33 protein-coding genes and 2 pseudogenes are annotated in these 25,981 nt (G+C 45.5%); 33 read left to right on the plus strand and 2 right to left on the minus strand.

All coding sequences use genetic code 11. The features are described 5' to 3' along the window. Positions 1 to 16 precede the first annotated feature (16 nt). The 28 genes and pseudogenes from COJ96_RS05950 (at position 17) to COJ96_RS06090 (ending at position 21,000) form a co-directional block, all read left to right on the plus strand. The gene (locus COJ96_RS05950; RefSeq protein ID WP_098572047.1) at positions 17 to 1,141 is read left to right on the plus strand and encodes an SU10 major capsid protein; all 1,125 of its coding nucleotides are present in this window, start codon (positions 17 to 19) and stop codon (positions 1,139 to 1,141) included. A gap of 17 nt (positions 1,142 to 1,158) precedes the next feature. Continuing rightward, positions 1,159 to 1,395 (plus strand): hypothetical protein, encoded by a 237-nt coding sequence (locus COJ96_RS05955; RefSeq protein ID WP_098572048.1) that lies wholly within the window; start codon positions 1,159 to 1,161, stop codon positions 1,393 to 1,395. Positions 1,396 to 1,407: 12 nt separating this feature from the next. Next, entirely contained in the window at positions 1,408 to 1,797 is a 390-nt protein-coding gene (locus tag COJ96_RS05960) for a hypothetical protein (RefSeq protein WP_098572049.1), read from the plus strand. Continuing rightward, positions 1,798 to 2,136 (plus strand): hypothetical protein, encoded by a 339-nt coding sequence (locus COJ96_RS05965; RefSeq protein WP_098572050.1) that lies wholly within the window; start codon positions 1,798 to 1,800, stop codon positions 2,134 to 2,136. Beyond that, complete coding sequence (locus COJ96_RS05970; protein WP_098572051.1) at positions 2,136 to 2,537, plus strand: hypothetical protein; 402 nt, start codon at positions 2,136 to 2,138, stop codon at positions 2,535 to 2,537. The genes COJ96_RS05965 and COJ96_RS05970 overlap by 1 nt, the downstream gene beginning before the upstream one ends. Positions 2,538 to 2,624: 87 nt before the next feature. Next, positions 2,625 to 2,990 (plus strand): hypothetical protein, encoded by a 366-nt coding sequence (locus COJ96_RS05975; RefSeq protein ID WP_180229999.1) that lies wholly within the window; start codon positions 2,625 to 2,627, stop codon positions 2,988 to 2,990. A gap of 275 nt (positions 2,991 to 3,265) precedes the next feature. Then, positions 3,266 to 4,048: a phage tail sheath C-terminal domain-containing protein gene (locus tag COJ96_RS05980; RefSeq protein ID WP_257148454.1), complete on the plus strand. Its 783-nt coding sequence runs from the start codon at positions 3,266 to 3,268 to the stop codon at positions 4,046 to 4,048. Between the two features lie 19 nt (positions 4,049 to 4,067). Further along, a complete protein-coding gene (locus COJ96_RS05985; RefSeq protein ID WP_098572054.1) occupies positions 4,068 to 4,505 on the plus strand; it encodes a phage tail tube protein in 438 nt (145 codons plus the stop codon). A gap of 59 nt (positions 4,506 to 4,564) precedes the next feature. Then, positions 4,565 to 4,939, plus strand: a complete 375-nt coding sequence (locus COJ96_RS05990) for a phage tail assembly chaperone (RefSeq protein ID WP_098572055.1) — start codon at positions 4,565 to 4,567, stop codon at positions 4,937 to 4,939. A gap of 930 nt (positions 4,940 to 5,869) precedes the next feature. After that, positions 5,870 to 6,133: an HNH endonuclease gene (locus COJ96_RS29575; RefSeq protein WP_373561663.1), complete on the plus strand. Its 264-nt coding sequence runs from the start codon at positions 5,870 to 5,872 to the stop codon at positions 6,131 to 6,133. Between the two features lie 129 nt (positions 6,134 to 6,262). Then, positions 6,263 to 6,469 carry a hypothetical protein gene (locus tag COJ96_RS06000; RefSeq protein WP_142332966.1) on the plus strand — a complete coding sequence of 69 codons (207 nt, stop codon included), beginning with the start codon at positions 6,263 to 6,265 and terminating at the stop codon, positions 6,467 to 6,469. 279 nt (positions 6,470 to 6,748) lie between these two features. Continuing rightward, positions 6,749 to 8,425 (plus strand): annotated as a pseudogene (locus COJ96_RS06005) (phage tail tape measure protein); the annotation flags it as partial. Beyond that, a complete protein-coding gene (locus tag COJ96_RS06010; RefSeq protein WP_098572058.1) occupies positions 8,425 to 9,090 on the plus strand; it encodes a LysM peptidoglycan-binding domain-containing protein in 666 nt (221 codons plus the stop codon). The pseudogene COJ96_RS06005 and the gene COJ96_RS06010, both read left to right, overlap by 1 nt. Then, positions 9,087 to 10,499, plus strand: a complete 1,413-nt coding sequence (locus COJ96_RS06015; protein WP_142332967.1) for a C40 family peptidase — start codon at positions 9,087 to 9,089, stop codon at positions 10,497 to 10,499. Before COJ96_RS06010 ends, COJ96_RS06015 begins: the two co-directional genes overlap by 4 nt. 5 nt (positions 10,500 to 10,504) lie before the next feature. Then, the gene (locus COJ96_RS06020) at positions 10,505 to 10,789 is read left to right on the plus strand and encodes a DUF2577 family protein (RefSeq protein ID WP_098572060.1); all 285 of its coding nucleotides are present in this window, start codon (positions 10,505 to 10,507) and stop codon (positions 10,787 to 10,789) included. Then, positions 10,789 to 11,217 (plus strand): DUF2634 domain-containing protein, encoded by a 429-nt coding sequence (locus tag COJ96_RS06025; protein ID WP_098572061.1) that lies wholly within the window; start codon positions 10,789 to 10,791, stop codon positions 11,215 to 11,217. The genes COJ96_RS06020 and COJ96_RS06025 overlap by 1 nt, the downstream gene beginning before the upstream one ends. Continuing rightward, positions 11,207 to 12,259 (plus strand): baseplate J/gp47 family protein, encoded by a 1,053-nt coding sequence (locus COJ96_RS06030; RefSeq protein ID WP_098572062.1) that lies wholly within the window; start codon positions 11,207 to 11,209, stop codon positions 12,257 to 12,259. The genes COJ96_RS06025 and COJ96_RS06030 overlap by 11 nt, the downstream gene beginning before the upstream one ends. Further along, entirely contained in the window at positions 12,256 to 12,885 is a 630-nt protein-coding gene (locus tag COJ96_RS06035; protein ID WP_098572063.1) for a putative phage tail protein, read from the plus strand. The genes COJ96_RS06030 and COJ96_RS06035 overlap by 4 nt, the downstream gene beginning before the upstream one ends. Before the next feature lie 14 nt (positions 12,886 to 12,899). Then, positions 12,900 to 14,375, plus strand: coding sequence for a hypothetical protein (locus COJ96_RS06040; RefSeq protein ID WP_098572064.1), 1,476 nt, complete (start codon positions 12,900 to 12,902; stop codon positions 14,373 to 14,375). Positions 14,376 to 14,462: 87 nt separating this feature from the next. After that, the gene (locus COJ96_RS06045) at positions 14,463 to 15,041 is read left to right on the plus strand and encodes a hypothetical protein (RefSeq protein ID WP_098572065.1); all 579 of its coding nucleotides are present in this window, start codon (positions 14,463 to 14,465) and stop codon (positions 15,039 to 15,041) included. Positions 15,042 to 15,305: 264 nt separating this feature from the next. After that, positions 15,306 to 15,446, plus strand: coding sequence for an XkdX family protein (locus COJ96_RS06055; protein ID WP_098572067.1), 141 nt, complete (start codon positions 15,306 to 15,308; stop codon positions 15,444 to 15,446). 25 nt (positions 15,447 to 15,471) lie between these two features. After that, positions 15,472 to 15,726 (plus strand): hemolysin XhlA family protein, encoded by a 255-nt coding sequence (locus COJ96_RS06060; RefSeq protein WP_098572068.1) that lies wholly within the window; start codon positions 15,472 to 15,474, stop codon positions 15,724 to 15,726. A 101-nt stretch (positions 15,727 to 15,827) separates the two neighbouring features. Next, entirely contained in the window at positions 15,828 to 16,682 is an 855-nt protein-coding gene (locus COJ96_RS06065; protein WP_098572069.1) for a peptidoglycan recognition protein family protein, read from the plus strand. A gap of 1 nt (position 16,683) precedes the next feature. After that, a complete protein-coding gene (locus COJ96_RS06070) occupies positions 16,684 to 16,872 on the plus strand; it encodes a phage holin (protein WP_098572070.1) in 189 nt (62 codons plus the stop codon). Positions 16,873 to 16,921: 49 nt separating this feature from the next. After that, the gene (locus COJ96_RS06075) at positions 16,922 to 17,326 is read left to right on the plus strand and encodes a hypothetical protein (protein WP_098572071.1); all 405 of its coding nucleotides are present in this window, start codon (positions 16,922 to 16,924) and stop codon (positions 17,324 to 17,326) included. Beyond that, the gene (locus COJ96_RS06080) at positions 17,323 to 19,185 is read left to right on the plus strand and encodes a chitobiase/beta-hexosaminidase C-terminal domain-containing protein (protein WP_098572072.1); all 1,863 of its coding nucleotides are present in this window, start codon (positions 17,323 to 17,325) and stop codon (positions 19,183 to 19,185) included. The genes COJ96_RS06075 and COJ96_RS06080 overlap by 4 nt, the downstream gene beginning before the upstream one ends. Positions 19,186 to 19,200: 15 nt before the next feature. Continuing rightward, complete coding sequence (locus COJ96_RS06085; protein ID WP_098572073.1) at positions 19,201 to 20,511, plus strand: hypothetical protein; 1,311 nt, start codon at positions 19,201 to 19,203, stop codon at positions 20,509 to 20,511. Between the two features lie 108 nt (positions 20,512 to 20,619). After that, positions 20,620 to 21,000 (plus strand): hypothetical protein, encoded by a 381-nt coding sequence (locus tag COJ96_RS06090; RefSeq protein WP_098572074.1) that lies wholly within the window; start codon positions 20,620 to 20,622, stop codon positions 20,998 to 21,000. A gap of 41 nt (positions 21,001 to 21,041) precedes the next feature. On the opposite strand, the gene COJ96_RS06095 is transcribed toward COJ96_RS06090, so the two are convergent. Further along, positions 21,042 to 21,224: a helix-turn-helix domain-containing protein gene (locus COJ96_RS06095; RefSeq protein ID WP_257148449.1), complete on the minus strand. Its 183-nt coding sequence runs from the start codon at positions 21,222 to 21,224 to the stop codon at positions 21,042 to 21,044. Between the two features lie 214 nt (positions 21,225 to 21,438). Between COJ96_RS06095 and COJ96_RS06100 the strand changes: the two genes are divergently transcribed. The 5 genes and pseudogenes from COJ96_RS06100 to COJ96_RS06120 form a co-directional block, all read left to right on the plus strand. After that, on the plus strand, positions 21,439 to 21,663 hold the full coding sequence (locus tag COJ96_RS06100) for a hypothetical protein (protein ID WP_098572076.1): 225 nt from the start codon (positions 21,439 to 21,441) through the stop codon (positions 21,661 to 21,663). A gap of 116 nt (positions 21,664 to 21,779) precedes the next feature. Continuing rightward, the gene (locus COJ96_RS06105) at positions 21,780 to 22,223 is read left to right on the plus strand and encodes a hypothetical protein (protein WP_098572077.1); all 444 of its coding nucleotides are present in this window, start codon (positions 21,780 to 21,782) and stop codon (positions 22,221 to 22,223) included. After that, complete coding sequence (locus COJ96_RS06110; protein WP_098572078.1) at positions 22,223 to 22,909, plus strand: M23 family metallopeptidase; 687 nt, start codon at positions 22,223 to 22,225, stop codon at positions 22,907 to 22,909. Before COJ96_RS06105 ends, COJ96_RS06110 begins: the two co-directional genes overlap by 1 nt. Further along, the gene (locus COJ96_RS06115) at positions 22,906 to 25,251 is read left to right on the plus strand and encodes a hypothetical protein (protein WP_098572079.1); all 2,346 of its coding nucleotides are present in this window, start codon (positions 22,906 to 22,908) and stop codon (positions 25,249 to 25,251) included. Before COJ96_RS06110 ends, COJ96_RS06115 begins: the two co-directional genes overlap by 4 nt. A gap of 61 nt (positions 25,252 to 25,312) precedes the next feature. After that, positions 25,313 to 25,465: pseudogene (locus COJ96_RS06120) on the plus strand (sporulation protein YhbH); the annotation flags it as partial. Between the two features lie 38 nt (positions 25,466 to 25,503). On the opposite strand, the gene COJ96_RS29160 reads toward COJ96_RS06120, so the two are convergent. Continuing rightward, a complete protein-coding gene (locus COJ96_RS29160; RefSeq protein ID WP_257148455.1) occupies positions 25,504 to 25,932 on the minus strand; it encodes a PTS sugar transporter subunit IIA in 429 nt (142 codons plus the stop codon). Positions 25,933 to 25,981: the final 49 nt, after the last annotated feature.

Genomic DNA, 25,981 nt, shown 5'->3' on the forward strand with positions numbered 1-25,981 from the left:
TGGAGGAATACAAACAATGCCAGTAAACACTTATAGTTTCCAAAACCAAGTACGTCAATTACAAGAAGGAATCTCAATGATCATCAACGATGAGCCAACACTTTTAGGCTTGATTGGACTAAGCGGAGAGCCGTTGTTCCAAACGAAATTCGAATGGATGTCTGACAACCTAAACTCTAACCGTGCTAACCTTGCGGCTAACCTAGACGCAGTAGCAACAACTTTTAACGTTGCATCAGGCGACGGTTCTAAATTCCGGGTTAACGCACTTTTAGTATTAGACGATGAGTACATGAAGGTAACTGCGGTAGCTGGAGATGCAATTACTGTAGTACGTGGATTTGACGGAACAACAGCCGCAACACACACTGCTGCTTCATCTGAAATTCGTATCGTAGCACGTCCGCAATTAGAAGGCGCAGGCGTAGGTCAAGATGAGTCACACGATCGCTATGTTGATTACAACGTAACTCAAATTTTCGAGCGTTACGCTTCAGTATCTAATACTCAACAAGCAGTCCGCACTTACAACGTTTCTGACGAACTTAATTACCAAGTTCAACTTCGTTTGAAAGAACTTGCTCGTGAATTCAACGATGCGTTAATTTACGGTCGTCGTATTGATGCAGGCGGTTCACAGCCAAGAATGACTGGCGGTCTATTAAACTTCGCAAATCTTAAAAGCTCAGTAAAGCAGAACTTAGCTGGCGGAGAAGTTACAGCGAAAGTAGTAAATGACGCGCTTGAGCAAGTATACCAACGTGGCGGTAACGTAAATACAATTCTTACTAACACTGCTGGTGCTCGTCAATTCTCTAAATTGCTTGGCGACAAAATTCAAATCCAACGCCAAGATACTACTCGCGGAGGATACGTTGCAACATTCGTTTCTGACATCGTAGGCGGCGACATGGCTACTATCGTAGTTGATAAGAATATGCCGAAAGATAAAGTTGTACTGTTCGACCGTTCAATCTTATCTATGCACGCTCTAAACGGACGCTCTTTATACGATGTAGACGCAACAGTTGCAGGCGCTGACTTTGTTGCTCGCCAGATTCGTGGAGAATACGGCGTTAAAGTTATGAACGCGAAAGAAAAAATTGCAGTCCTTGAGAACGTAAGCAAAACTGTATCTTAATAATCGGAGGGATTTAGATGGCGAAGTATAAAGCGGAGCCTTTCTATTCCGTCCACTCCAGCGCCGGCATAATTCATTTCGATCATGTCGGCGAATATGAAACTATTAACGAGGGTGAAATCGCGGTTCTTTCCGGATTATGCCCTCGTTATTTAATTTGTGTGGACGAAGGAAAAGCGAAAGTGGATGAACCAAAGAAAGCGGAGGAAGCGCCGAAGCCGAAAGCGCCAGCGAAGAAATCCTCCGGCAAATAGGAGGCGATTTAATTGGCGGTAAACGTATTCGAAGCGGACTCTTATATTGAGGAAAACGTAATTGTAATTGAGGATTGGACGGACAGCGACGACTCCAAAAAGCAGCGGCTATTAAACGTGGGGCTATCAACGTTGAACCGGGTCTATCCGAGCTATACGATTCCTGACAACGCGGTGTATGAGTATGCGGCAGTATTGGCGCGAGCTTTTAACGATACAAATATTCAGAAGCAAAACGGAGTTAAGACGTTCGCAGTGGCGGGCATTCAATTTACGTTTGACGGCGGCAAAGATTCGCTCGAGTCACTGATTCCTACTACAGCCATCGACTTAATTTCGAAAGAAAACGGTGTGTCGTTAGGCGGTAGCGGTGGCAAGCGCGTGAAATGGACGGTGTTGTAAATGGCAATTATGCCGATGAAGCAAACCGTTACGCGCATACGCAAGTCCGGAAGTGATTGGGACGGAACAGAAGCCGAAGAAAGAACGCAATTAAAATGCGCTATTACAGAAGGCGCTAAATTAGTTCGTTCTATGTCGGGAACAAGTGGTGTCCAGGGAGTTACCTCAAGCGAAGATGTCTCAACTGCGCAAATCTATTTCGATAAACTCGCGGATGTACAAATCACTGACGAGTTTGAATACACGAACGAATTAGGCATAACCCGTAAATATTCGCCTTTAACAATTGACATTAAGCGATTAAACGGTAAGCCGATTCTAACGGTGGTGAGCGTGTAATGGCGCGGGATTTCGAAATAAACACTTCGGGGTTGGAGGCACTTATACAACGTTCTCCGCAAGCGGCATCAAAAGGAGCTAAACGCGGTTTGCACGACTCACTTGACGATTGGGTAGTCCGATCGAAAGACATCGCGCCATTGGATAAAGGGACACTAAGACGAGGAATTAAATCGGAGGGTGTTCATGGAAATGGCATGAGATTGGTTGGCGAGATATCGTCCGTCGCAAAAGAACGCAATTTTAACTACGCCTATTATATTCACGAAATGAATGCCGGCGGTAAAAACGTCGGTGGCGAAAAGAAATACCTCGACAAATCCGGCGAAGATAACAAAGACAAGTGGATGCGCTGGGTAGAAGAGGAGATACGCAATGAACTTCAACGCGAAGGATGGTGACGGTAATTGTCCGTTGTAACAGAGTTAAATTCGATTTATGACGTTTTAAAAACGAAGTATCCGAGCGCAACGATTGTGCGGCAGGATGTGCCGTCATCGCCAAAAGCGAACACGTTCGTTGTGCGGATACAGTATACCGACAGTAAAACGGAAACACGGGCATCGTTTTTGAACGACCGTGAGTTCCAGCTTATATATTTTGGCACAAGTTCCGTCGATGTCTTAACGAAGGCTGACGAACTAAACCGATTATTTCAAAACGATCGATTCGTCGTACCTATTCGAGATTCTTTGCGCTATATACGCGTGAAGGGTTTTTCTTATGGAGCAGCGTTTAAGTCAGCAAGCGGAGTCGATTCCTTGATTGCGATAATGCAAACGGAGACGCGCGAAGCTCGCGATTTTGAAACTTATGAAAAAATCACGTCTGTTATCGCAGACATTAAGGAGTGAATTAAATGGCAGGTGGGTCTTGGGATAAAAATTCTTTACCAGTACGTCCAGGTTTATACGCTAACTTTGTTTCTAGTGCCAGCGCACAAATTAGCGGAGGCGAACGTGGTACAGTGGCTATTCCACTAAAAGCGTTCAATGGCGGAACAGCTTCAGCAAAAACTTTTTACACAGTTACAAACGAGACTGATGCAGGCGTACTTTTCGGTACAGCTAATATTCAATCGATTAAATTCGCACTACAGGGCGGCGCAAAAGAGGTGCTTGTATATACGATGCCTACATCGCCAGCAACGCAAGACTATGTAGACATGCGGTTAGCATTCGACACTCGCCCGTTTAACGTATTCGTTTATGACGGCATTGTGGCGTCTGTTGAACAAGACAACACGCTAGTTTGGGTGAAGGCTAACAAAGACGAAGGTAAACATTTCACGGCCGTATTCGGTTGCGTATTAGCGGCAGACGATAATGACCCAGCAGTCGGCGATGCTCGCTCGATTCGATTAGCTGATGATTACTCCGTCAATTTAATTGAAGGCGTAGTTATCGGAGGAGTTTCTTATAACTCTGCTCAATACGCATCGTATATCGCTGGACTTATCGCAGGCACTCCGATTAACCAATCGATTACTTATCTCGTGGTACCGGCTGATGACGTTACTAAGCGTCTGACTAATACTCAGATTAAAACATCACTATCTAACGGCTCGCTAGTTCTTACGAATGATGGCGAAAAAGTTAAAGTCGAGCAAGGCTTAACGGCTTCCGTTAAAAAGATTCGTACCACTCGAGCTCGCCAGGCGGTTCTTACCGATGTAGCTAAGACGGCTAACGATAATTATATCGGCAGACTCGACAACAATGCAGACGGTCAAGCTGCGCTAATTAGTGCGGTGAAAGTATATCTTGAAACGCTTGAACAAGCGAATGTGCTAACGGATATTTCTGTCGGTATTGACCCGCAATTCCAATCCGTTGGTGACTCCGTTTTCCTTGCAATTGCATTTACGGAAATCGATTCAATGGAACGTATTTTCTTAACAATCAACATCTAAAAAGGGGCGGTGAAGTTATATGGCAATGGACGCAACTCGTACTATTTCCGGAAGTTACGGAGAGGTTTGGCACGAAGGTAAGTGGTTGACTAATTTTAACTCCGCAGAAGCAGCGGGTGAGATTAATTTCGAAGAAATCAACCGTAGCGGAACTCGGATTGTCGGACAAAAAGCAACGACTGTGACTTTCAGCGGTAACATGAAAGGCTTAAAATTATCGTCCAGAATGACGAAACTAATCGGTCAAATTGGCACAGATCGCGGTAAATCTTTCGTTACAGAATTAATTATGAAGTTAGACGATCCAGAAAGTTACGGAGCAGAGCGCATTCGGTTAAAGGGCGTTCAATTTAGCAGAATAGATTTAATTAAATTCGAAGCTGGTAGCGTAGTAGAAACTGAATTACCTTTCGTATTTACAGGCTACGACTTACTAGACGAGATCAAAGAAGCGTAATCATGGCGGGCCTAGTGTCCGTCTTTTAATTTGAAAGTTACCTGGGAGGGTTATTATAAATGGCGAAAAAAGATGCACTATCAGCGTTTCTTAGCGCTGACATTAACGTAAAACAAGGCGTACCTATTAAAAGACTTGGAATCGACTTGACGGTGAAAGCCATTGACGGAAAAACTATCGCTCGCTTAACCGAGCAGGCCACACACGGAAAGACGCTAGATGAACAGAAGTTTGGCGCACTAGTCATTGCAACAGCTTGCGTAGACCTCAATTTCGGCGATGCAAAAATGCTTGAGAAATACGAAGCGTCCGACGCAGGTGATTGCGTTCAAAAGGCGTTGCTGGCTGGAGAAATCGCAAAACTTACGCAAGCAATCATGGAGATTAGCGGATTTGACGATATTAATGCGCAGATTGATAACGCAAAAAACTAATTAAAGCCGGGGGAGAAGCACTAATACTACACAGTATTTTCCAACGGCACCATATACCACCTGACGAAGTTTACCAAAAAGAAGTACGGCATAGGGCGTTTATGTATGCGTCTATGGAACTCGTCCTTGAAGAGGAAGAAAAGAGCTAGCGTTAAACTCCGAGATAATTCGTCAGAAGTGTCCGATTTTGTGAAGTCATGCGTCATACAAAATATAGACGTAGACTGCGCGACTTTGCTGAGTAATGCGACATACGTATTGAGGCAGGTGCGCGGATTTATAATCTCGCAACCTATAATTCTATGACGACGTCGTTTCTGAGGGGAATTGGCGCACTTGATGACGAAATGAAACGGAGGATTGACGTTTAAATTGGCGAATACAAAAGTTTGCAAGGGTTGTTTAAAGGAGTTACCGCTGGAAAATTTCGGAGTTGCAAAAACAAACAAGGACGGAAGAGAAGGAAAGTGCCGAAAGTGTAGGGAAAATCAAAGACCTAAGGTAACTAAGACTTGCTTATACTGCGGGGAGGTTTTTCAAAATACGAGGTCTAACTCGAAATTCTGTAGTCATAAATGCCAAGGTGATTCTCGAAAAGAAAAACTTACCGTAAATTGCTCTTATTGTGGGAACGAGAAGTCAATCGTCCCTTCATTGTTTAAGAGGCTGGAAAACTTTTATTGTAATCAATCTTGCAGAACAGAGCATTTAAAAATCATAATGCAGGCTGAAAATAACCCGAACTACGCAAGGATTAACACAAACTGCTCTGGGTGTGGGGAAAGCATAACTATTCAACCATTTCGATTAGAAAAGCATAAATTTCAATTTTGCTCTAACGATTGTTATAAGAAAAATATCGGAAAGTTTCACAGAGGTGAAAATAACCCAATGTGGAATGGTTCCCTCAGTAGCGAAGAAAGAATTAAAATGAGGGCACTGCCAGAATACAGAGGTTGGCGAAAAGAAGTTTATGAAAAAGATAGTTACACTTGTCAACACTGTTTAGATAAGACTGGCGGTAACCTAGTTGCGCATCACTTGTATAGTTGGAATAGGTATCCTAATTTGCGTTTTGATGTGAACAACGGAATAACACTTTGTAAAGACTGTCATAAGGATTTCCATAAGCACTATGGTTATGGAGATAATACTGAAGAACAGTTTGTTACATGGGAATCACTAGGACGGTAACAAATCACCGTCTTTTTTATTTTGTAGAAAGGAGGAAATTAAATGGCATTCGATTTAACAGCTGTCTTACGACTAAACGATGCCGGATTTACGCGTGGTATGAGAAACGCAAGGCGTAGCATGAGCGGGTTGCGTAATAGCGCGCGCGAAGCAGTAACGCAACTAGGGCTTATAACCGGAGCGGCGGGCGCTGTTGGCGTGGCGTTTCTGTCAGCGAAAAAGGCGATGGATTTTGAATCTCAGATGTCCACAATAAAGGCATTAACCGGCGCAACAGGTGCGGAGATGAAACAAATGTCCGACCTAGCGATTGAAATGGGTCAAAAGACGAAGTAGACGAATGCTTCACTACGTGAGAAATCCGTAGAACAAATAACAGTGTGAATTCGGTGAAGGCTCAGCGCATAATGGCGGTGCTAATACCGAGCCAAGCCTAGACGGAAACGTCAGGAAGGTGTAACGACTAATCGGAGTAACCTAAGTTAAAAAGATACGGTGAAACGGACACGAGCGCACTGCACCCTAACGAAATACGACGAGGGTGATGAGATAGTCTGAACTTGCCGGAAACTGCAAGAAGTAGAGGATAAAGAGCCTCTACGATAACATTTTGATTCAGCCCTAGAAGCAGGAAGAGGTATTGAAGAGTTACTTAAAGCAGGTATAACTCCAGCGGCAGTTCAATCCGGAGCACTTCAAGCGGCGCTTAACCTCGCTACTGCGGGCGGACTGGAATTAGCGGAAGCGGCCGAGGTAATGTCGACAGCACTAAATGCTTTCAAAGACGACGCGTTAACTGCGGAGCAAGCTTCCAATATCCTCGCTGGAACTGCAAACGCTTCGGCAACTGGCGTGCATGAACTACGATATTCCTTATCGATGGTTTCTGCGGTAGCGGCCGGCTTAGGTATGTCTTTTAGAGATACAAACTCAGCGCTCGGTGTGTTAGCAAATAACGGACTCAAAGGTTCGGACGCAGGTACATCATTAAAGACGATGTTATCAAACTTAGAGCCTAAAACAAAAAGAGCGCGCGAAGCTATGTACGAGATGGGTATCACTACTAAGCAAGGCGCCAACCTCTTCTTTGACGCTCACGGTAAAGTTAAGTCTATGGCCGAAATAGCAGGCGTGTTACACGATAAGCTGAAAAAACTAAATCCGCAACAACGACAAACAGCTTTATACGCCATGTTCGGATCAGACGCCATACGTGCTGGAACTATTTTATATAAAGAAGGCGCAAAAGGGATAGACGAATTTAACAAGGCTATGTCGAAAGTAACAGCGCTAGACGTCGCAAAAGAGAAAATGAATAACGCAGCGGGCGCGCTCGAAATATTAAAAGGCGCACTAGAAACGTTTCAGATTCAAGTAATGACACCGTTGTTGCCGGTAATAAAAGACGCAGGACTTCAGTTCGCTAACTGGATGTCTAGTATTAAACCGGAACAAATCCAGGCGATGGGCGATAAAATTCGCGATGCAGGGCAGGCGGTACTTGATTTCGCCAATTTTATCCGAGACAACTGGGTGCCAATCCGTGAGACTGTAATTGCTTTAGCGGCCGGGCTTGTAACGTTAAGAGCCGGAATGCTGGCCTTGACTATTATTTCAACAATCAACGCGCTAATGGTTGCATACAGAGCGGGAACAATCGCAGCGACACTCGCACAATGGGGTCTTAATGCGGCAATGCTCGCAAATCCAATCGGACTTGTAATCGTTGCTATCGCTGCACTAGTGGCGGCAGGCGTTGTGCTTTATCGAAATTGGGATGCCGTTAAAGCTAAAATGTCCGCAATCTGGGATGGAATAAAACAAGCGGCAGCAGACGCCGTTAACTTTATGATTGGTGAAATCAACAAACTAATCGGACTGATAAACAAAATTCCAGGAGTCAATATTCCTATCATACCGAAAATTGATTGGGATAAAGCGAAAAATCCTGGAGGCGGAACAAAGCCGTTAACAGGCACGAAGAATATACTCGGTCCCGCCAAAAAGCCGAAGCAAACCTTTAACGATGCGAGAACAAAGAGTATTATGAGCGGTTTTAGTCATCACGCAGGAATCGATAGAGTCCCTCGGGATCAATATCCAATTTCTGCACATAAAGGAGAAAAACTGTTAACAAAGGCCGAAGCCGACGCTTACAGGCGTGGAAAGGGCGGAAACTCTTACGCATTCAACGTCACTCTAAACGGCTCTGGCTCGACTGAAAAGGACGCGGAAAAACTATTCGAAATCTTCGTTAAGAAAGTCGAAGCAGCAGGAGGTGCTGGCGCATAATGGCTATCGAATATTGGCTAATATCCGGAAAAACGAAACTAAGGCTTCCCGTCAATCCCGAATCCTATGCGTACAGTTCCCCGTTCGCCTACACGGAAACCGAAGTGGAAAGTCTCGGCGAAGTCACGAATATCGGACGCCGTGGTCTGAAGGACTTTACGCTAACAACGTTCTGGCCTCGCGATTATAACCCGGCATACTGCAATTATTCCGGATTTCGTTCGCCTGCTAGTTTCGTCGCTCAAATTGAAAGTTGGCGGAGTGCTCGTGCACCAATACGATATGTCGTGACAGGAATCAGCGGCGCCAACCACCTCGTAACGATTCGCGACTTTGATGTCGAAGCAGAAAAGGCAGGCGCGCCAGGAGACGTTTATTTTACGCTATCACTAAAAGAGTATCGCCAGCCTTCTATCAAAGTCGTTGATACATCGAAGCCTAAGAAGGGCTCGAGCTCGTCTAAATCGCGCCCACCAGCGTCCAAGTCTAAGCAACTTAAGTCATACACCGTTAAGTCGGGCGATAGTCTGTGGAAGATTGCGGCCCGAAAGGACGTGTATGGCGCGGGCAGTAAGTGGCGCAAGATTTACGATGCCAATAAAAAGACCATCGGCAAGAATCCGAATAGAATTTATCCGGGTCAGAAGTTGGTGATTCCGAAGTGAGCGTTTCGGTATTTTATTACATCGGTAAGAAGGTCATTTATTTGACGCCATTGGTTACGGGCATCACTTGGTCCGGCGATGTGACAGAAGCAAGTCGGTCGTGCGAGATATCGCTAAACAATACGCTGAATGGCACGATTAAAGCCGTAATTGTAGAAGTGGGCCATAAAGTACGTGTGAAAGTAGATGGCGAGGAAATCTTTCGCGGCATCATTTTTTCTACCGATATGACAAGCGACGGAACTATGCAGATATCCGTGCGCGACTACAACCACTACCTTACGAAAAATACGGATTCACAGAAATTCGTTAAGATGAAGGCGAGCTCCATCGTTAAGTCTATCTGTAAAAAGTACGACATTGATTACGGACACATCGACGACACGGGCTACGTTATACCTAAGTTAATACTACGCGATAAAACTTTGTACGACATGATCGTTATAGCCTTGACGGAGACTCGACAGAAGACCGGCAAGGTTTATTTATTGTCCAACGAAAAAGGGAAACTCGTTTTGCGTGAGCGTAAGAAGCAAGTGAAGCGCCTGATTATTTCGGACGGCTCGAACATATTAAGCGCAAACATGACGACGTCCATCGATGACATGCGTAACTCTGTTCGTTATACAGGTAAGAGCGGAGAGGATGCTAAGGGCGTAACCGTGAGTGATTCGGCATCGATTAAAAAATACGGTCTTATGCGGCAAAAGGAGCACGATGGCGATAAGTCTGACGCTAAGTTAAAGCCAATCGCTGCCTCGCTTTTAAAAGAACTCAACAAAGTGGCGACCGAATCAACCGTAGATTCATTCGGCGATCCGTCCGTTTATGCCGGAACGATGGTTCAAGTATCCGAGAAAATGACGGGGCTTAGCGGAGGGTTTTACGTGATTACCGATTCGCACCAATTTGACCCTAACGGAATGCACACGATGTCGTTGAAGGTTTCTAAGACGCTTGAGCTTAACGAAATTAATTACGAGGCGCCTGACGAATCAACTGACGGCAAGTCATCCCCATCCTCAAAAGTAAGCGAAAAAGCGAATGATGTTGTTGAGCTCGCGCGGAGCTATAAAGGAAAAGTTCGTTATGTATTCGGCAACAAGAACATCGCAGGCGGAACCGGCGACTGCTCCGGCTTTACTCAGTTTATATTCCAAAAAGCTGCGGGCATCAATATCGGCCACGGCACCTCCACGCAAATTACGAAGGGTTCGAAAGTTTCGAAAGACGACGCTCAGGCTGGTGATTTAATCTTCTTCCAAGGCACGTATCGAGCCGGAGTTTCTCACGTTGGCATCGTAACGAGAAAAGGATATTTCATCGGGCTTGGAAATAGCGGAGTTAAGGAAGCAAGTTATACAAGCGGTTATTGGGACCGTCATTTTATGCAGATAAGGCGGGTGTAGTAGCGATGGATAAACGAATGAAAATCGAAGGTTCGGCGGCGTCCAAAATGATTCAACTCATGCGGAAGCATGGACATAATCGCGACGTGTCGATCGAACTAGCGACAGTTGTCACGCCATTGCCCGAATTATCTGTGCAGCTCGGCTCAGACGGATTATTGCTCGAACGTGAGGACTTAGTAATTGCGGGAATCGTCGCCACCTATTCGTTAGCACCGGGCGACCAAGTTATTGTAATCGGCGATGATGATTCGCAGTTTTATTACGTAATAGATAAGGCGGTGGAATAATGGCACTCACACCGGAAGAAATTGACGAAGTTAACGAACCAGAGATTTCCGATGAAGGCGAGATACCTTCGAAAACATGGGCGATTGATTTCGAGAATGGCACCATAGGCGGATTTATTGACGGCGACGCTGCCCTAAAACAGTTTGCGTTAAAGGCGCTTATGACGGAGCGTAGCAAGCACTCCATTTATACGGATGATTACGGCACCGAGTTAATGGACTTAGTCGGAGCGGATGTCACAGCGGCGCTCCTAGATTCGGAGATTCCGAGAATGGTCGAAGAGACGCTTATTTATGACGACCGAATCGACGAAGTAACGGACATACTTTTAACGCGAGAAGGCGATAAATTATACATTTCATTTCGCGTCGTAACGACTACGGGCGAAGAGATAACAACGGAGGAGGTGGCGATAAATGGCGTATGAGGATAAAACGCCCGACTTAATTCACGGATCAATGCTTGAGAACGTGGACCCCGCGATTGACATGCGGGAAGGCTCGGTCGTACACGATTTAACGAAGCCGGCAGCCATCGAGATTGCGAACGCTTATATCGAATTGGATGCGGTGCTGGCGCTAGGATTTGCGGAGACATCCGAAGGCGAATACCTCGATATGAGGGCGAGCGAGCACGGAGTCACACGTAAAGCGGCGGTAAAGGCGCAAGGCTCCGTTACATTGACCGGTCCTGACGGCGAAGTTGTTCCTTCCGGAACGCGGTTGCAGACTGAGTCGGAGGTGTTCTTTGTAACGCTTGCAGACGTAACACTAACGGGAGGTACGGCAACAGTCAACGCAGAAGCGGAAGAAGCCGGACTTGCGGGCAACGTGGCGGCTGGAACCATCACAGCGCTAGCACCTGGTGATTTATACGGAATTGTATCGGTAACAAACGCTCTCGTATTCGATGGGGGCGCCGATGCTGAAGACGACGAGGCGCTATTAGCGCGCTTGCTAGACCGTGTACGAAAGCCGGCAACGTCAGGCAACGCGGCACACTATAAGCAATGGGCGCTAGAAGTGGCGGGTGTTGGGGATGCGAAAGTCTATCCGGTTTGGAATGGCGGAGGCACCGTCAAAGTCGTCCTACTTGATACGGAAAAGACAGCGCCGGCACCGTCGGTCGTAACGGCGGCAACGGATTATATCGAATCTCAGCGTCCAATTGGCGTAACACTTACCGTGGTCGGCGCGACTGAGTTGGCGATTAATGTGGCGGCTACAATGACGCTTGCTTCGGGCGCAGACATTGCGGATGTGCAAGCGCAGTTTACCGAGTCACTTGCGGACTACTTAAAGTCGGTCGCTTTCACTGGCGAGCAAATCCGTTATACGCGAATCGCAAACTTGCTAATCGACGTGCCTGGCGTAATTGACTACGCAAGCCTGACCGTTAACGGAGGGACGGCGAACATCCTGCCTACCGATGAGCAAGTCGGTGTGGTCGGGAGTGTGACGCTGACATGATCGAATATTTACCGAGATTTTACGAAGATATACGAGAGGCTCGCGCCATCATCGACTCAGACTCCGATGCAGTATCCGAGCTGAATGTCGCTATTGGCGATGTACTCGACCAGTTTCACGTAGATAGAGCGACATGGGGACTCGAAATATGGGAGCGCCTCGTCGGACTGCCTAGCGCGGCAAAATACACGATTTGGGATTCGATGAAGAATCAGAGCGTCCTATTCGATACGCTCGAGTTTAAAACGTGGGACTTGATAGAGCGCTCTTATACGTCGAGTTTGGACGAAAGGCGGGCGGCTGTCAAGTCGAGACTGCGCGGAACCGGAACCGTTACGAAAGATATGCTTAAGAGCGTGTGCGCATCCTACACGGGCGGAACAGTGGATATTAACGAGTTTGCCAGTGAGTACCGTGTTCAAATCGTATTTACCGATATTGCGGGCGTGCCGATTAACATGGATGCGCTTCAGGCGGTAGTGCGCGACATTATGCCGGCCCATTTAGAAATCGAGTACGTGTATCGCTACTTACGCTGGACCGAATTAGACGGTTATGCGTGGTCATGGGATACGCTAGACGGTAAATCGTATACATGGGACGAATTTAGTGAAGCGATTCAATAGGAGGTGTGCTTTGATTGGCGACAAATAAAACGGATTATTTAAAATTGAACGATTGGGTTGGTTCTGACCCGTTCAGACGTGAAGAAATTAACGCGAATTTTCGCACATTGGACGCAAAGGCGAAAGAACATGAGGATAGTATTGGCGATTTAACTACGTTGCAGACTACCGATAAGAGTAGTTTAGTTAAAGCTGTCAACGAGAATACGTCGTCTTTGGCGGAAAAGGCGAATCAAAAGACAAACGTATTTAATAAGAAAACATTTGGTACTTTTGGAAATGCTGCTGTACTATCCTCAATGGGAAATGAACCAAGCGATAACCCAAAACCACAGGTGCTAGGCCTTACAACTACCCAACAGGCATCGACATATTCAAATAGGGATAGTGTTGCTTTTTACAATTCAAATAGGAGTAAAAACCCAACATTTACGACTAACACCGGAACAATTACCTATGCTAGTTTGAGTGTTCAATTTACAGGAGATGCTACGAATTTATCTAAAGTAGTATCAGGAATGTTAATTGATACCCTTCACACTCCTAACCATTGGGCATCTATTGTTGATTATGTAGACGTTGCAAATAAAACCATTTATATAAAAGATGGTTGGTACTTAGTTCAAGATGGAGGAAGTGCTACACCGTCATTACCACCGAATAATATAGGGTTTGATGTTGATTTACTAACTAGGGTGTGGGGTATTAACAATAATGTGTTTTTGTTTGCGGAGGATAAAACAAACTCAGCCGTTGCAGAAGAAATAGGGTTGTTCAACAATGTTACGGATGGTGCAACCGAAGGAATTGATGTAGTAAACTTTGAGAATAAATCAAATTACGGTGTTCGTGTTCGTCATAAGGATAGCGAACCGGGGGTAATTGGTTTTTCTGATGGATTTGTTGCCCAAGATACGGATAGTGCCTTTACCTTTATTGCTGATTACTCGACACAGTTTTTAACGAAATCTGTCTATAACGGTAATTCAAGTACAGATGGTTTTCAATTAACAGCAGAAGGCAAACAAAACAAAGTGAGATTGTTTGCGACGGTTTATACGAACGGACAAAACGTAATAAGCTCGACTACAAATAAAATGATTATTCTTAACAAGACAGTTGTGGAAACATTTACGATCCCTACACCCGTTGGGCGGTCAGGTGAAATTTTGTTTGTCTTGAATCAAGGTACGGTGAATGCTGATTTAAACGTGACGGATGGGAAAAACATTGTTTATGACTCTAGGGTTTTAACGGCTGTTACGATTGTTTCTAAGAACAACGCTATTTTAGTTAGTGATGGTAATAGTTGGATTGTTGTTTCTGGTTTAATGGACAGACGACCTGTAAACGCTCGTACTGGTACAGCAGCACCAACTGTAAACGCTGATTATGTTGGTCAAGTATACGTTGATACTACGAATAAAATCAGTTACATGGCTGTAGCAACAGGAACAGGTGCAACCGATTGGAAACAAATCACCAACTAATTCGGACTTGGATGAAAAAGCGTCGTAAGTAATATTAGATTAAGAGCCCATCGCGGCTCTTTTTCACTTTAGAAAGGAGCGGATCACATGCCGGATTTAACTCCGCGAATAGGAATTAAGAAACCTCTCGGCAATGAAAACGTATCACGCGCATCATTTAACGAAAACTGGGACATTCTTGACGCGAAAGTAGCTACGAATGCTTTCTCGAGTGTAGCCGGAAAAACAGGCGGAAGCTTATCGACAGTTGTTGCGGATAGCCCATCGGACACATTGACGATTGAAGGGCTCGCGCCTATCCAAGTTTCGGCGGATGTAAACACGGATACTATCACCGTAAGTTTAGAAACGCCAACGCCGGTAAATTTAACGTTACAGAATGGCACAACGGTTTATTCAGACAGAACGCCGAGGTATATAAAGGACGGCTACGCAGTTGAGCTTGACGGGGCTGTTATTGCAACGGGCGGAGGCGTTACCCTCGCGACATTGCCCGCCGGTTATAGGCCTCCGAAAACTCAGATTTTCAAGGTGGCGCAAAACTGGTCCGCCACAAACGATGGCGCAACCATCTACGTTAATCCAGACGGAACCGTGATTCTCCTAGTAGCGGCTAGTTATGCGCAAGCCATTTCTTTATGCGGTATCCGATTCTACACAATCTAGTACGAAAGGGTGTTATCAGTGAAACAAGTTTACAAGTATGATAGCGCAGGCAAATACGTCGAGCCCGTACTAATCGCAGACGGGGCGCCAATCCCGGCAAACTGCACGGACAAACCGCTCCCACAACCGAACTGGAAGCCGGTACTCAAGAACGGCGCATGGGTCGAAACAGGCACGCCTCCATCCGCACCAACACCGAAGCCGACCGTCGAGCAAGAGATTGCGGATTTATGGTATGCGGTCATGATGGGAGGGGTTGCGTAAATGCTAACGTATGAACGAATCAAACGGTTTTATGACGGAGGTTACTGGACGAAGTCAATGGTGGGCGACGCGGTGGTTAAAGGAGTTATTACGCCGGCACAATACGAACAAATTACCGGAGAGCCTTACGTAGCTTCGTAGGTTCTCTTAGATGGGAGGCGCAACGATGGGCGAACCAATAAGCCGGGACATTGCGGAACTGCGCGAATGGCTTGTGCGAATTGATACGAAAATGGACTATATGAGCGAAGTTAAGCGAGTGGCAGACGAAGCAGACGCAAAAGCGGACAAAGCGCTGGCAATGTCGGAAGACAATCGCGAGGATATTCGCGACATGAAGGCGAATACGAAGTGGGTTTGGGGAACGATGATAGCCGTGCTTGGCTTATTAGCAACGGTGGGCGTAGCGGTTTTCGGATAAGACAGTCGGCAACCGCAGCCCTTCGTTGGCTACGTTAAAGTTGCGGCGCCGACCTTAGATAGATTGTACCACAAAAAATTAACGGAAGGAAGCGAAATAATATGGCGTTTGAAATATTGACAGCCGATCAATTAATCGCACGGTTAAAGGGGCGGAAATACAAATATTCGCAAATCCATCACACTTGGCGTCCTAATCATAGTAATTTCAACGGAAAGAATCATCTAGCGTTACAACAAGGGATGTACGACTATCACGTAAAGACTCGCGGCTGGGATAACATCGGTCAGCACGTTACGCTTATGCCGGACGGAACCTTCGTGACAGGGCGTCCGTTCAACCAGACTCCTGCCGGAATTAGCGGATATAATACTGGCGCATTCATGGTCGAGATGCTGGGCGATTTTGACAAAGGAAAGGATAAATTAGAAGGCGCTCAACTTGACGCTATGTTAGCGCTACAGCATTTCCTAACGACAGAATGCGGAGCAAAGATTATGTTTCACCGTGAGCATGCGCCGAAAACGTGCCCAGGGACCGGACTTGACAAAGATGCGTTTCTGAAGCAAGTCGCTAACTATGGCGATAAACCTGGAAAGGCGTCAACTCAGTCCGTGTTGAAGCTTGGCGACAAGGGGGCGGACGTGAAGAAGTTGCAGGAAAATCTGCTGAAGGTCGGCGAGAAACTTCCGAAGTTTGGTGCGGACGGAGACTTCGGGCAGGAAACGGTCGACGCGGTCAAATCATTCCAATCCCGAAACAAGTTAACGGTTGATGGCGTAGTAGGCGCGAAGACAAAAGCGAAGTTAGACGAAGCGGTAAAGCCAGCGCCGAAACCGACCGTCCGAGTCAACGTGATTACCGGATGGTATAACGAAGGGTCCAAGGGGCTAGCGGAACTAGAAGCGTTTTTGAAATCGAAGGGCTGGCATTATCGTAAAGAGGAGGCGAAGTAACATGAAACGGTTTAAGAACTACGGCTTATGGCTTGCGGTGGCATCGCTCGGCTTAATCGTAGCGCAGGCATTCGGGCTAAATTTCGCAGAAGATAAATATAACGAAGTGGTTAACGCTGTGCTGACGGTGCTCGTGTTAGCGGGGGTCGTGAATAATCCGACGAGCGGTACCGGATTTAAGGATAAATAATACCGGCGGTCCTGACGGGCTGCCTTTTTATTTTGCGGAGGTGAAATAATTGGCGTTCCAACAATACATCGATTTCAGCGTTTCATTAGACAGCATCGTGCAAGGAAATAACGGAAGTATTTTGCGCTTTACCGTACTTCGTAATAAGGCGACAGTTTCAATCCAGGACGCTACCGTCAGTGTTGCGATTAAGCAAGGCGCAACTTTAGCAGTAAAACAAGCGTCTATTACTGACGCGGTGAGCGGTAAATGCGAAGTTACATTAAATAAAGCGGACTTAACCACGCCGGGCCTTTACTTTTTCCAGCCGACAGTTACGTATGCGGATGGTGATGAGTTTTCCGGTGATGTTCAGCGCTTTAAAGTTACGGGTAAATTGACGGGAGTTCCTCCGGTTGACGGCGGAGGCACCGGCGATATAACGGTTTCTATAGACGGAGGCGATCTTGGTTGACGAATATACGAATAGATAAGATTCAGATAAAGCGAGGGAAGGTCGCAAACTTGCCGACTTTAGATGACGGCGAGTTATTCTACGCCTACGATACGAAAGAGCATTATCTCGGAATGGGCGGAGTAAATCAACTAATCAGCAAGGATTTTGCCTCTCTTAATCAGCATTACGAGGGCGTTTTATCGAGGTTCGGCATTAATTCGAACGGTAAGTTAACGATTGATAGCGTGGAGTTTGCGGGTGGTGGCGCTGGTTCCTTAGTTTATAATACATTGGCTGATTTACAAACGGCATATCCTAACGGAACAACTCAACCCGCTTGGATCGTAGCGGATAATAGTTGGTATTATTGGAGTGGCACCGTAACACCTCCAGCAGATACGACAGCGCCAGAATTAACGATCACGGCTGGCGGAACATTTACCGGCACTAAGTCCGTTACGATGAGCGCTAACGAGACGGCGACCATTTATTACACTCTTGACGGCTCAACTCCTACAACAAGCAGTGCGGTATATACAACGCCGCTATCTATTAGCGCAACGACTACGCTCAAGGCATTCGCGAAAGATACTGCCGGAAATTCAAGCGCCGTTCAGTCTGTTACTTACACGCTTGATGCAACGCCACCAGCGGACACAACGGCGCCTAGTAACGTCACAAACCTTGCGTATAGCAACGTGACACAGACCGGATTAACTTTAACATGGACGGCTTCAGCGAGCTCTGACGTGGCATCTTATGATGTATATAACGGCTCGACGTTATTAGCGAATGTCACCGGAACGACTTATAACGTGAGTGGATTGACGGCTTCAACACAGTACACTTTCGCGGTTAAGGCGAAGGATGCGGCGAATAACGTTGCGAGTGGTACTTCTGTAACGGTGACTACTTCGGCTCCAGCGGATACCACTGCGCCAGTGTTAACGATAACACCTGCGGCAACATTTACGGACACTCAAACGGTGGTAATGAGTACAAATGAAACGGCTACAATTTGGTATACGTTGGATGATACCGACCCAACATCAAGCGGAACAAAAGTACAATATACAGCGTCATTAACATTAACGGCGACCGATACCATCAAGGCATACGCAGTGGATAGCGCCAATAATGCAAGTGCGGTTCAGACGGTTACGTATACAAAACAAAATTTAAGCGCCGCAGTAATTTATCCTGAAAATAATTATTTGGTAATGCCGGTAAATCAATTTACTTACGGGTCTTTAAGTGGTTATGACGATGGAACATATAATAGCGTTCCTTCTGTCCAAGCTTTAACCACGATGTTTGACCAAACAGGAGCGAATCCTATTTATGGTGATGGGCTGCCTTATGTCACCTTTGCTTCAGGAATGGCAGCTTATCCATACGAATGTATGACTATTGGGTCAGGTTCGACAGCAAACAAGGTAATTATAAGGTTAGCAAAAACGAAAGGGGCAACTGCGGCGGAGTTAGACAGCTATTTGGCGTCATCCAATGCACTTATCAGAATAAAGTTAAGTGCGACTTATAAAACGTTTAATATTCCATCAAATATATCAACAGTCACAACTAGAACTTCAGGTGTCAATGCGAATTTTGAGTATTTTAAATGCGTATTAAATGACGGGATTGGCACATACGTACCAACGACGGCAGATACAACAAATAAACAATTTTGTTCAAGTGGAGCTAACGTTCTACAATCAAATGCCACTGTTTATTCTTCAAGCAAACCTAGTGTGAAAATAAATTCTGCTGATAACTCATTAGAAATGTTAGTGCCAAAAGGAACACTAGCTAGTATAGATGTAGCGGGAGTTAGCTCGTATTTGGCGGCTGCTAATCTTAAAATTTATTATGCTTAATATGGAGGTGTTTTTATGTCTTGGAGTAAGATGGAAACAAGTCAATATAATCCTGTTAATAAACAAACTTTAGATAAGCTTTCAGACAACGGAACATCATTGTTTTTTAACGGTGCGAGTGTAGGAGGTTCTACACAAGTATCTGTGACAGGTAGACCATACGCTTTATTCTCTTTGAGGGGTGGAGTAATAAACATTCAAAGCGATACCTTTAATAATAAAATTTTATATTACTCTATTCCGAAATTAGACACAGATCGTTACAGAAGACTTTTTTGGTGGACTGCTTCTGGTGGATATGCAAGTATTGATATTCCAGATGGCACTCTAAATGATAATGATGCCTTAGTATATAATATTTCAACGAATACACTAACAACGAAGAATGGTACTTGGGGCAATGTCTCAGTTTCTCAAAATGAATATTTACTTTTGTACAACAATCTTGGTAATATCGGTGGTCTTTTGAGCAAATACGTTAATTTTGGTTCAAGCACAAGGGTTCCGATTCGAGAACTGGGGGTTGCAGACTATTACACAAGTAACGGTTCGCCACAAGGCCTGTTTTTAATGGACGAATACTATTTCGCATGTGCCGGACCGGTAACAGATGATTATACGACTTACGCGAATATGGTAATGTACAATAAAAGCACAAACGCTTTAGTGAAAAGTATATCTCAAAATTTTGGGCATATGAACACAGTGGACTATTCAACCTCAAAAAATTCGTTATTAATATCCAACGGCTCAAAGTCATATACAATGCCGCCTATCGCTTGGATATTGCCTAATTTTAAAGAATGGGCAACTAACTCAAATAATACAGTGCTAGAATACAACACAGTCGATAAAATAACTTTGGATTTCAGCCAACTTTCATCTGAGTTTAAAGGCCAGTTTGTTTGGGGATATGACAACACCGATATAATCTACATGATTAGCAATGAATGTAGAACATTGAGAAAAATATTGCTCGGAAAAGGAACAAACAACTTGGGTAGCGGTGTTTATGTGAATACAACCGACCCTAATCGATATAACGGAAGTTATCAAATACTGAACACATGGCAATCCAATGTGGTAGATGTTCATAGCGACATGTTTTTTTATAAAGGTAATGTTTATATGGGTATCAAAGGAGCTAACCAAATAAGAAAAGCCATCCCAATGAGTGACGGAACATTTGAAAGCGAATATTTGCCACTGATTACTAACACGAATGGTACTCTTGCAGATGTTGAGGGGTTAGACTACGATAACGAATATTTGTATATTTTTAACGCTTATGATGGATATAGGCTAAGTATAAACAACTTATATTAACGGATTTTTAAACGAAATAAATAACGACGGGCAACGCATATTTACGCCCGTCTTTACATATAACGTACCATACGGTAAAATAAGGTAAATTGAAACGGAGTGATTACGATGAAAATCGCTGCTTATATATTTATCGCAATCTTGTTCGCTTGGGGCGCCTATAGCGGGCTAACGAAAGAGCCGGAAGCACGCCCGATGTCCGCGTCCTCAATGACGGAGCAACAACGCGACGCCCACGATTCCGCAATCATACTCAAGCACTTAGGAGCATACGGAGTGGAGCGCGTGGAAATCGGATATGGCTACGATTCCATTAAAGTACACCTGAAGGCGAAAAGTAGCGACCAGTATGTTTCCGACAAAGCATCGGATATTAAGGACGCCATTCGCGATATCCTTGAAAATAATCGCGCCGACTTGACGCTCGAAAAGGAGCCTGGCGATTACTACGTTTATATTTACGGAAAAGACGCTCATCTAATAAACTAAGCCCTGGCGAAATTGTGCCGGGGCTTTTTCTTCGTTTTACGCTATACATCGAAAAACTTATCGCTATCAACATCGTATCCCATCGACTTCAACGCGCGCTGCACCTTCACCCACGTCGAAATCATCGGCACATGATCCTTATCGTTACACATCCTCGTCAACGTCATCTCACTTACTTGCGCCTTCTCGGCGACATCCTTCTGCGCAATGCCTTTGTTATCCATCCACTTACCGAATTTACTTCGCGGTTTTCCTAGTCCGAACAAGCTACGTCACCTCATACGTTTTTACCTACAGTATGTACGAAAATAACTTTTTTTATACGGAGGCAAAATTTGTGGTATCACGGACAATCAGACGCCCATACAGTATATTAACCAGTTAGTTACTAGTCATTACGTAGTTAACGGTTAACATCCAGTTAGGAGGTAGTTAGGAATGGCGAAGAAAATCGTTAACAAGTCCGTAAGTTTTAACGTGGTGGACCCGTTTCAGCAGCAGATGAAGGAGCATGTCGACCAATATCCGAACTTCTCGGCGTACATCAAACGGCTCATCCAACGCGACATGGAAGGCGGAAACGCCGTCAGAACAATAAAAAAAGCGCCAGCTCCGGCGGTTACTAACCTGAGCATGACGCAATTAAACGGGATTAAATTGTAGGCACAGAAGGCGGCTAAGAAGCCGACGTTCTTTAACGTCAGCATATGAACTGTCTAGCGTAATATTGCATGTACAATCGGTTACTAACCGAAATAAAGTTTGACGGAGGCTGACTAATGATGAAAACGCAGTCCATGTCCATAAGCGAATTTTTACACGGCAAGGAAACGGAGCCATTTAGCGCAAAGGTTGAGCGACATTTTAATAAGTACGGAACGATTTACAAGGTGGCGGGCGTTACGGTACTTATCTTAATTAGCGCTATACCACTCGGAGGAGGTTCGGTCACAGCTTTTGCCAGCAGCGGAATTGATATCGAAGCACGCAAGCTTTATCGAGAGCTAATCGGACTCGGCAAGTGGGTCATCGTATTTAAAGGCGGCTTTGACATTCTGAAGATGATCGGAACTGGCGATTTAGATTCCGCAAAAAAGTCTTTTTTCGGCTACTTATTAACGTATCTGTTATTGTTGGGGTTGCCGTATGGCTTAGATAAGGTTGACGATATTTTTAACAGCGTTTCGGCAAAGACGACCGTTGCACCAGGCGGGTGGGAGTAATGAAATTCCGACTAACAGGTAAATTCGGAGAGCTCTCGCCAGTACGCGATTTCCAAGCGCACTCGGGCATCGACCTCGCTATGCCGGAAGGAACGACGCTGCGCTCGATAGCCGGCGGAGTAGTTGACCGAGTATTTGACGGATCGGGCGCAATAGGCAAGGGTCTGAGCGTTCAAATGCCAGACGGCACTCGAACTATTTACGGTCATATGAACGAAATTAAGGCGCATATCGGCGATAAAATTAACGCGGGTGAAGTCATCGGTCTGAGCGGTAATACCGGCAACTCAACGGGTCCCCATTTACATTTCGGAATGAAGGACGCCAGTGGTCACGTCATCGATCCGACACCACACGCTGAGAAACTCGCAAGCATTAGTGGTGACCATGTTTCGCCTGGCGTACTGACTTCGCTATTCAATAATCACGACACGCAAGGTCCACTAACGCGGCTATTTTACGGCAGCACAGAGACGATGCGCGACCATGTGGCGGACGTGACGACGGAAATCCTATTCGGAATATTCGATGCGCTCAAGGATTTATTAATCGCGGGAACACTCGTCGGCTCGGCGATTATGATAATCCTCAAGGTGGCGGGCTGGCGAGATGGCGGACGATGGACCGGGGTTCTTGTCACGGCGAATATATTACTGAAATATTTATTCGGAGGAGCATCGAAATGAAACGAATTAAAATGTCAGACTATATCAACGTCATCAAACCGTCATACGTCTATCTGCGACTTACTCCTAACAATTCAATCCGCAACCAATCCACTCATAAAATCGCCAAGTCCATCGCATCCCTTTATCGCAATCTCACGCAAAACATCCGCAAGGAAAACGCTAAAGTTATCAAGGCGCTAGGTCGCGAGTTTCTCTTCGGAACGAAATACTCCGTCGAGCTTGCGTCCAAAGTCGCCTATTACGTTTATATTGAAAAGAAGAAGGTCGAGTTTTATTTCGTCATTCCTCGCGCCTACCTGTCGCTCATCAAGGAAAAGATTTCGGACTCATGGACGAATATCACCGTTAAGGAGGTCGCTATATTGCCGGAGTTCAGCGAGTCAGCGTCGATGTATACACTTTCGTATACGAAGGAAAACGCACTCAGCCTCGCCACTGATCGACGCAATGACGACCTGCTCCGTTCGCAACTAAACGTGGTAGACGTCATGGAGGAAGGCGACAAGGTCGGCGTATTCTACAACTTCATGCCGGCGACACAATTCACTTGGCGGAGTTCCTACGAAGCCACCATTCGCAAGGTCAAGCGGAGCCTTCCGACCGACCGTAATAAGATGGGCGCAGGCTACGCACTCAAGACGATAGTGGGCGTCATTTCAGCGCTATTTGACGACGTATCAGACGTTCTAAGCGGTGGCAAGGGTAAGCGTAAGGACAGCGAATACAACGCCTTAGAGAGCCTAATAGAGCGCTTAAACGGAGGCAAGCAAATCAGCGACGCCACACGCAAAAAAGCGACGGCCACAGTATTAGATTCGCAGATTGTCGTGATGAGCGAAAGCAAGGACCGGCTGAGGCAGCGCAATAATGCGAGGAGCCTGTCGCAGTCCTTCGAGACAATTACGGAGGATAATCGGCTAGCTCCGAAGCCGTTGAGGAAACCGTTCAAGTTTACGGACTATTCGGTGGCGGGCGCGGAAGTCAATAAGATAGGCGACGAAGAGGCGCAAAACTTTATCGCAATGGCTGGGCGGGATATCTTAGAACGCTATAACTTTATCGAAAAGGTAGAGACGCAGGAGACGGAGGTGCCTGAGGATTTGCGGGCGGGCTATATGAGGCTTGGCGAAGTTACTTATCGCGGACATAAGCAGCCGGCATACCTGACGACGGACACCGAATATAAAAACCTATCGCTCATGGTCGTCGGACCTCAACGGGCGGGCAAGACGACCCTATTCGGAAATCTAACGAAGGATGCGATTGATAACGGCGAGTGTGTCATTCTTTTCGACTTTATCGAGAATTGCGAAATGAGTACGCAGGTGGCTTCGCTATTTCCAGTGGAGAAAGTCCTGAACATCGAATGCGACGATATAAAGAAAGCGCAAGGGCTCGGCTATAACGAGGTGCGGATTAGCGATGATCCTTGGACTCAATATACGAACGCCAAGATGCAGACGACTCAGCTAATGGATTTGATTAACGCTGTCAATACGGACGACAAGCGGTTGGCTCCGAAGATGGAGCGGTATTTAGAGAGCGCGGCCAACGTTGTCTTTATTAACGGCGGCTCAATAAAGGACGTTTTCGATGTGCTGACGAGCCACAATAAGCGTCACGCATATATACAAAAGGTTCCGAAGGTTCAGCGAGAATACCTTGACGAGTATATCGATAGTCTAAACGAGCTCGACGATGTGGATAAGAAAACAGGCGAAATAAGGGGAACGCGTTTTAGCGAAATTGTCGGAATAGTCGACCGTCTTAGCAAACTGAAGCACAATCCGTACATGGAACTGATGCTGCAGAAGTCAACGGCGGCCAATATCGACCTCGTAACGGAAATCGAAAAGAATCAGCTTATCTGCATCAAAATGCCGGAGGATATGTTTAATACGGATAGCGAGCGCGACATTTATACGACCTACTGGATTTCGAAAGTATGGCTTGCGCTTCAGATTCGCGCCAGTTTGATTCCGAAGAATCAGCGGAAGACGGTTAACCTTATCATCGACGAATTATACCAGGTGCAAAATACGGAGGCTTTCTTGAGCGCCAAGTTGAACCGGCTTTCTAAATTCCGCATGAAACCGATCATAAGCTGTCATTACCTCGACCAACTGCGCCATATGAAGAAGGAGCTCAGCGGAGCCAATGCGTCGTATATGTTGCTTAGCGGGTGCGATTCCGATAACTTCCGTGAGTTGGCGGAAAATCTGAAGCCGTTCGAGCTCGAATCGCTCATCAACTTGCCGAAATACCATTCGCTTAACCTCATTAAGAATAAGACGGGATACGGGCGTTTTATTACGAAATTGCCTGCGCCAGTAAAATAATTCGATGGGAGACTAACTTGTACGGTACGACGTCGTACCACCGTGTGTATAGCGTTAACGTTTAAATCAATATAACCGCCACTCAACATTAATGTCCGCCTATAAGAACATTAAAGATGATCAATTCCGCTACTATATTCTTAAGCAAAAAGCAGATGTCTTTCATGCGATGAAGAGTTTTTTCCAAGCAGAGGAATCGAAATTATTTGCTTAACAAAAACGACTGGTGTCAGGCACCAGTCGTTTTTATTGTTATTCAATTGATAGGATTCCGTCTTGACCTTGGGATGAATGACCCTGTTTTATTACATTTAGTTTTGTTAAATTTGTAAAGATAATAGGAGTAATTGTTGATGGTGCTGACTTTTTAATGAAATCTAAATCAAATTTTAGAATTTCCTGTCCTTTTGTAATCTTTTCTCCCTCTTTAATAAGCACTGTAAAACCTTCGCCCTTTAAATTCACAGTGTCCATGCCGACATGGATGAGAATTTCATATCCTTGCTTTGATTTGATACCAATCGCATGTTTCGTAGGAAATACGTTCATGACTTCACCATCAACAGGGGAAACTACTGATCCCTTAGTTGGTACGATTGCAAAGCCATCACCCATCATTTTTTGTGAGAAGACTTGATCGGGTACTTCGGTAATCGGGATAATATCCCCTTCGATTGGCATAACAAAATCTCTTTCTGATAGTGGAGTGAGTTCATTAGATTCCACTGAA

The sequence above is a fragment of the Bacillus sp. AFS073361 genome, assembly GCF_002567005.1.
Lineage (GTDB): Bacteria > Bacillota > Bacilli > Bacillales > Cytobacillaceae > Neobacillus.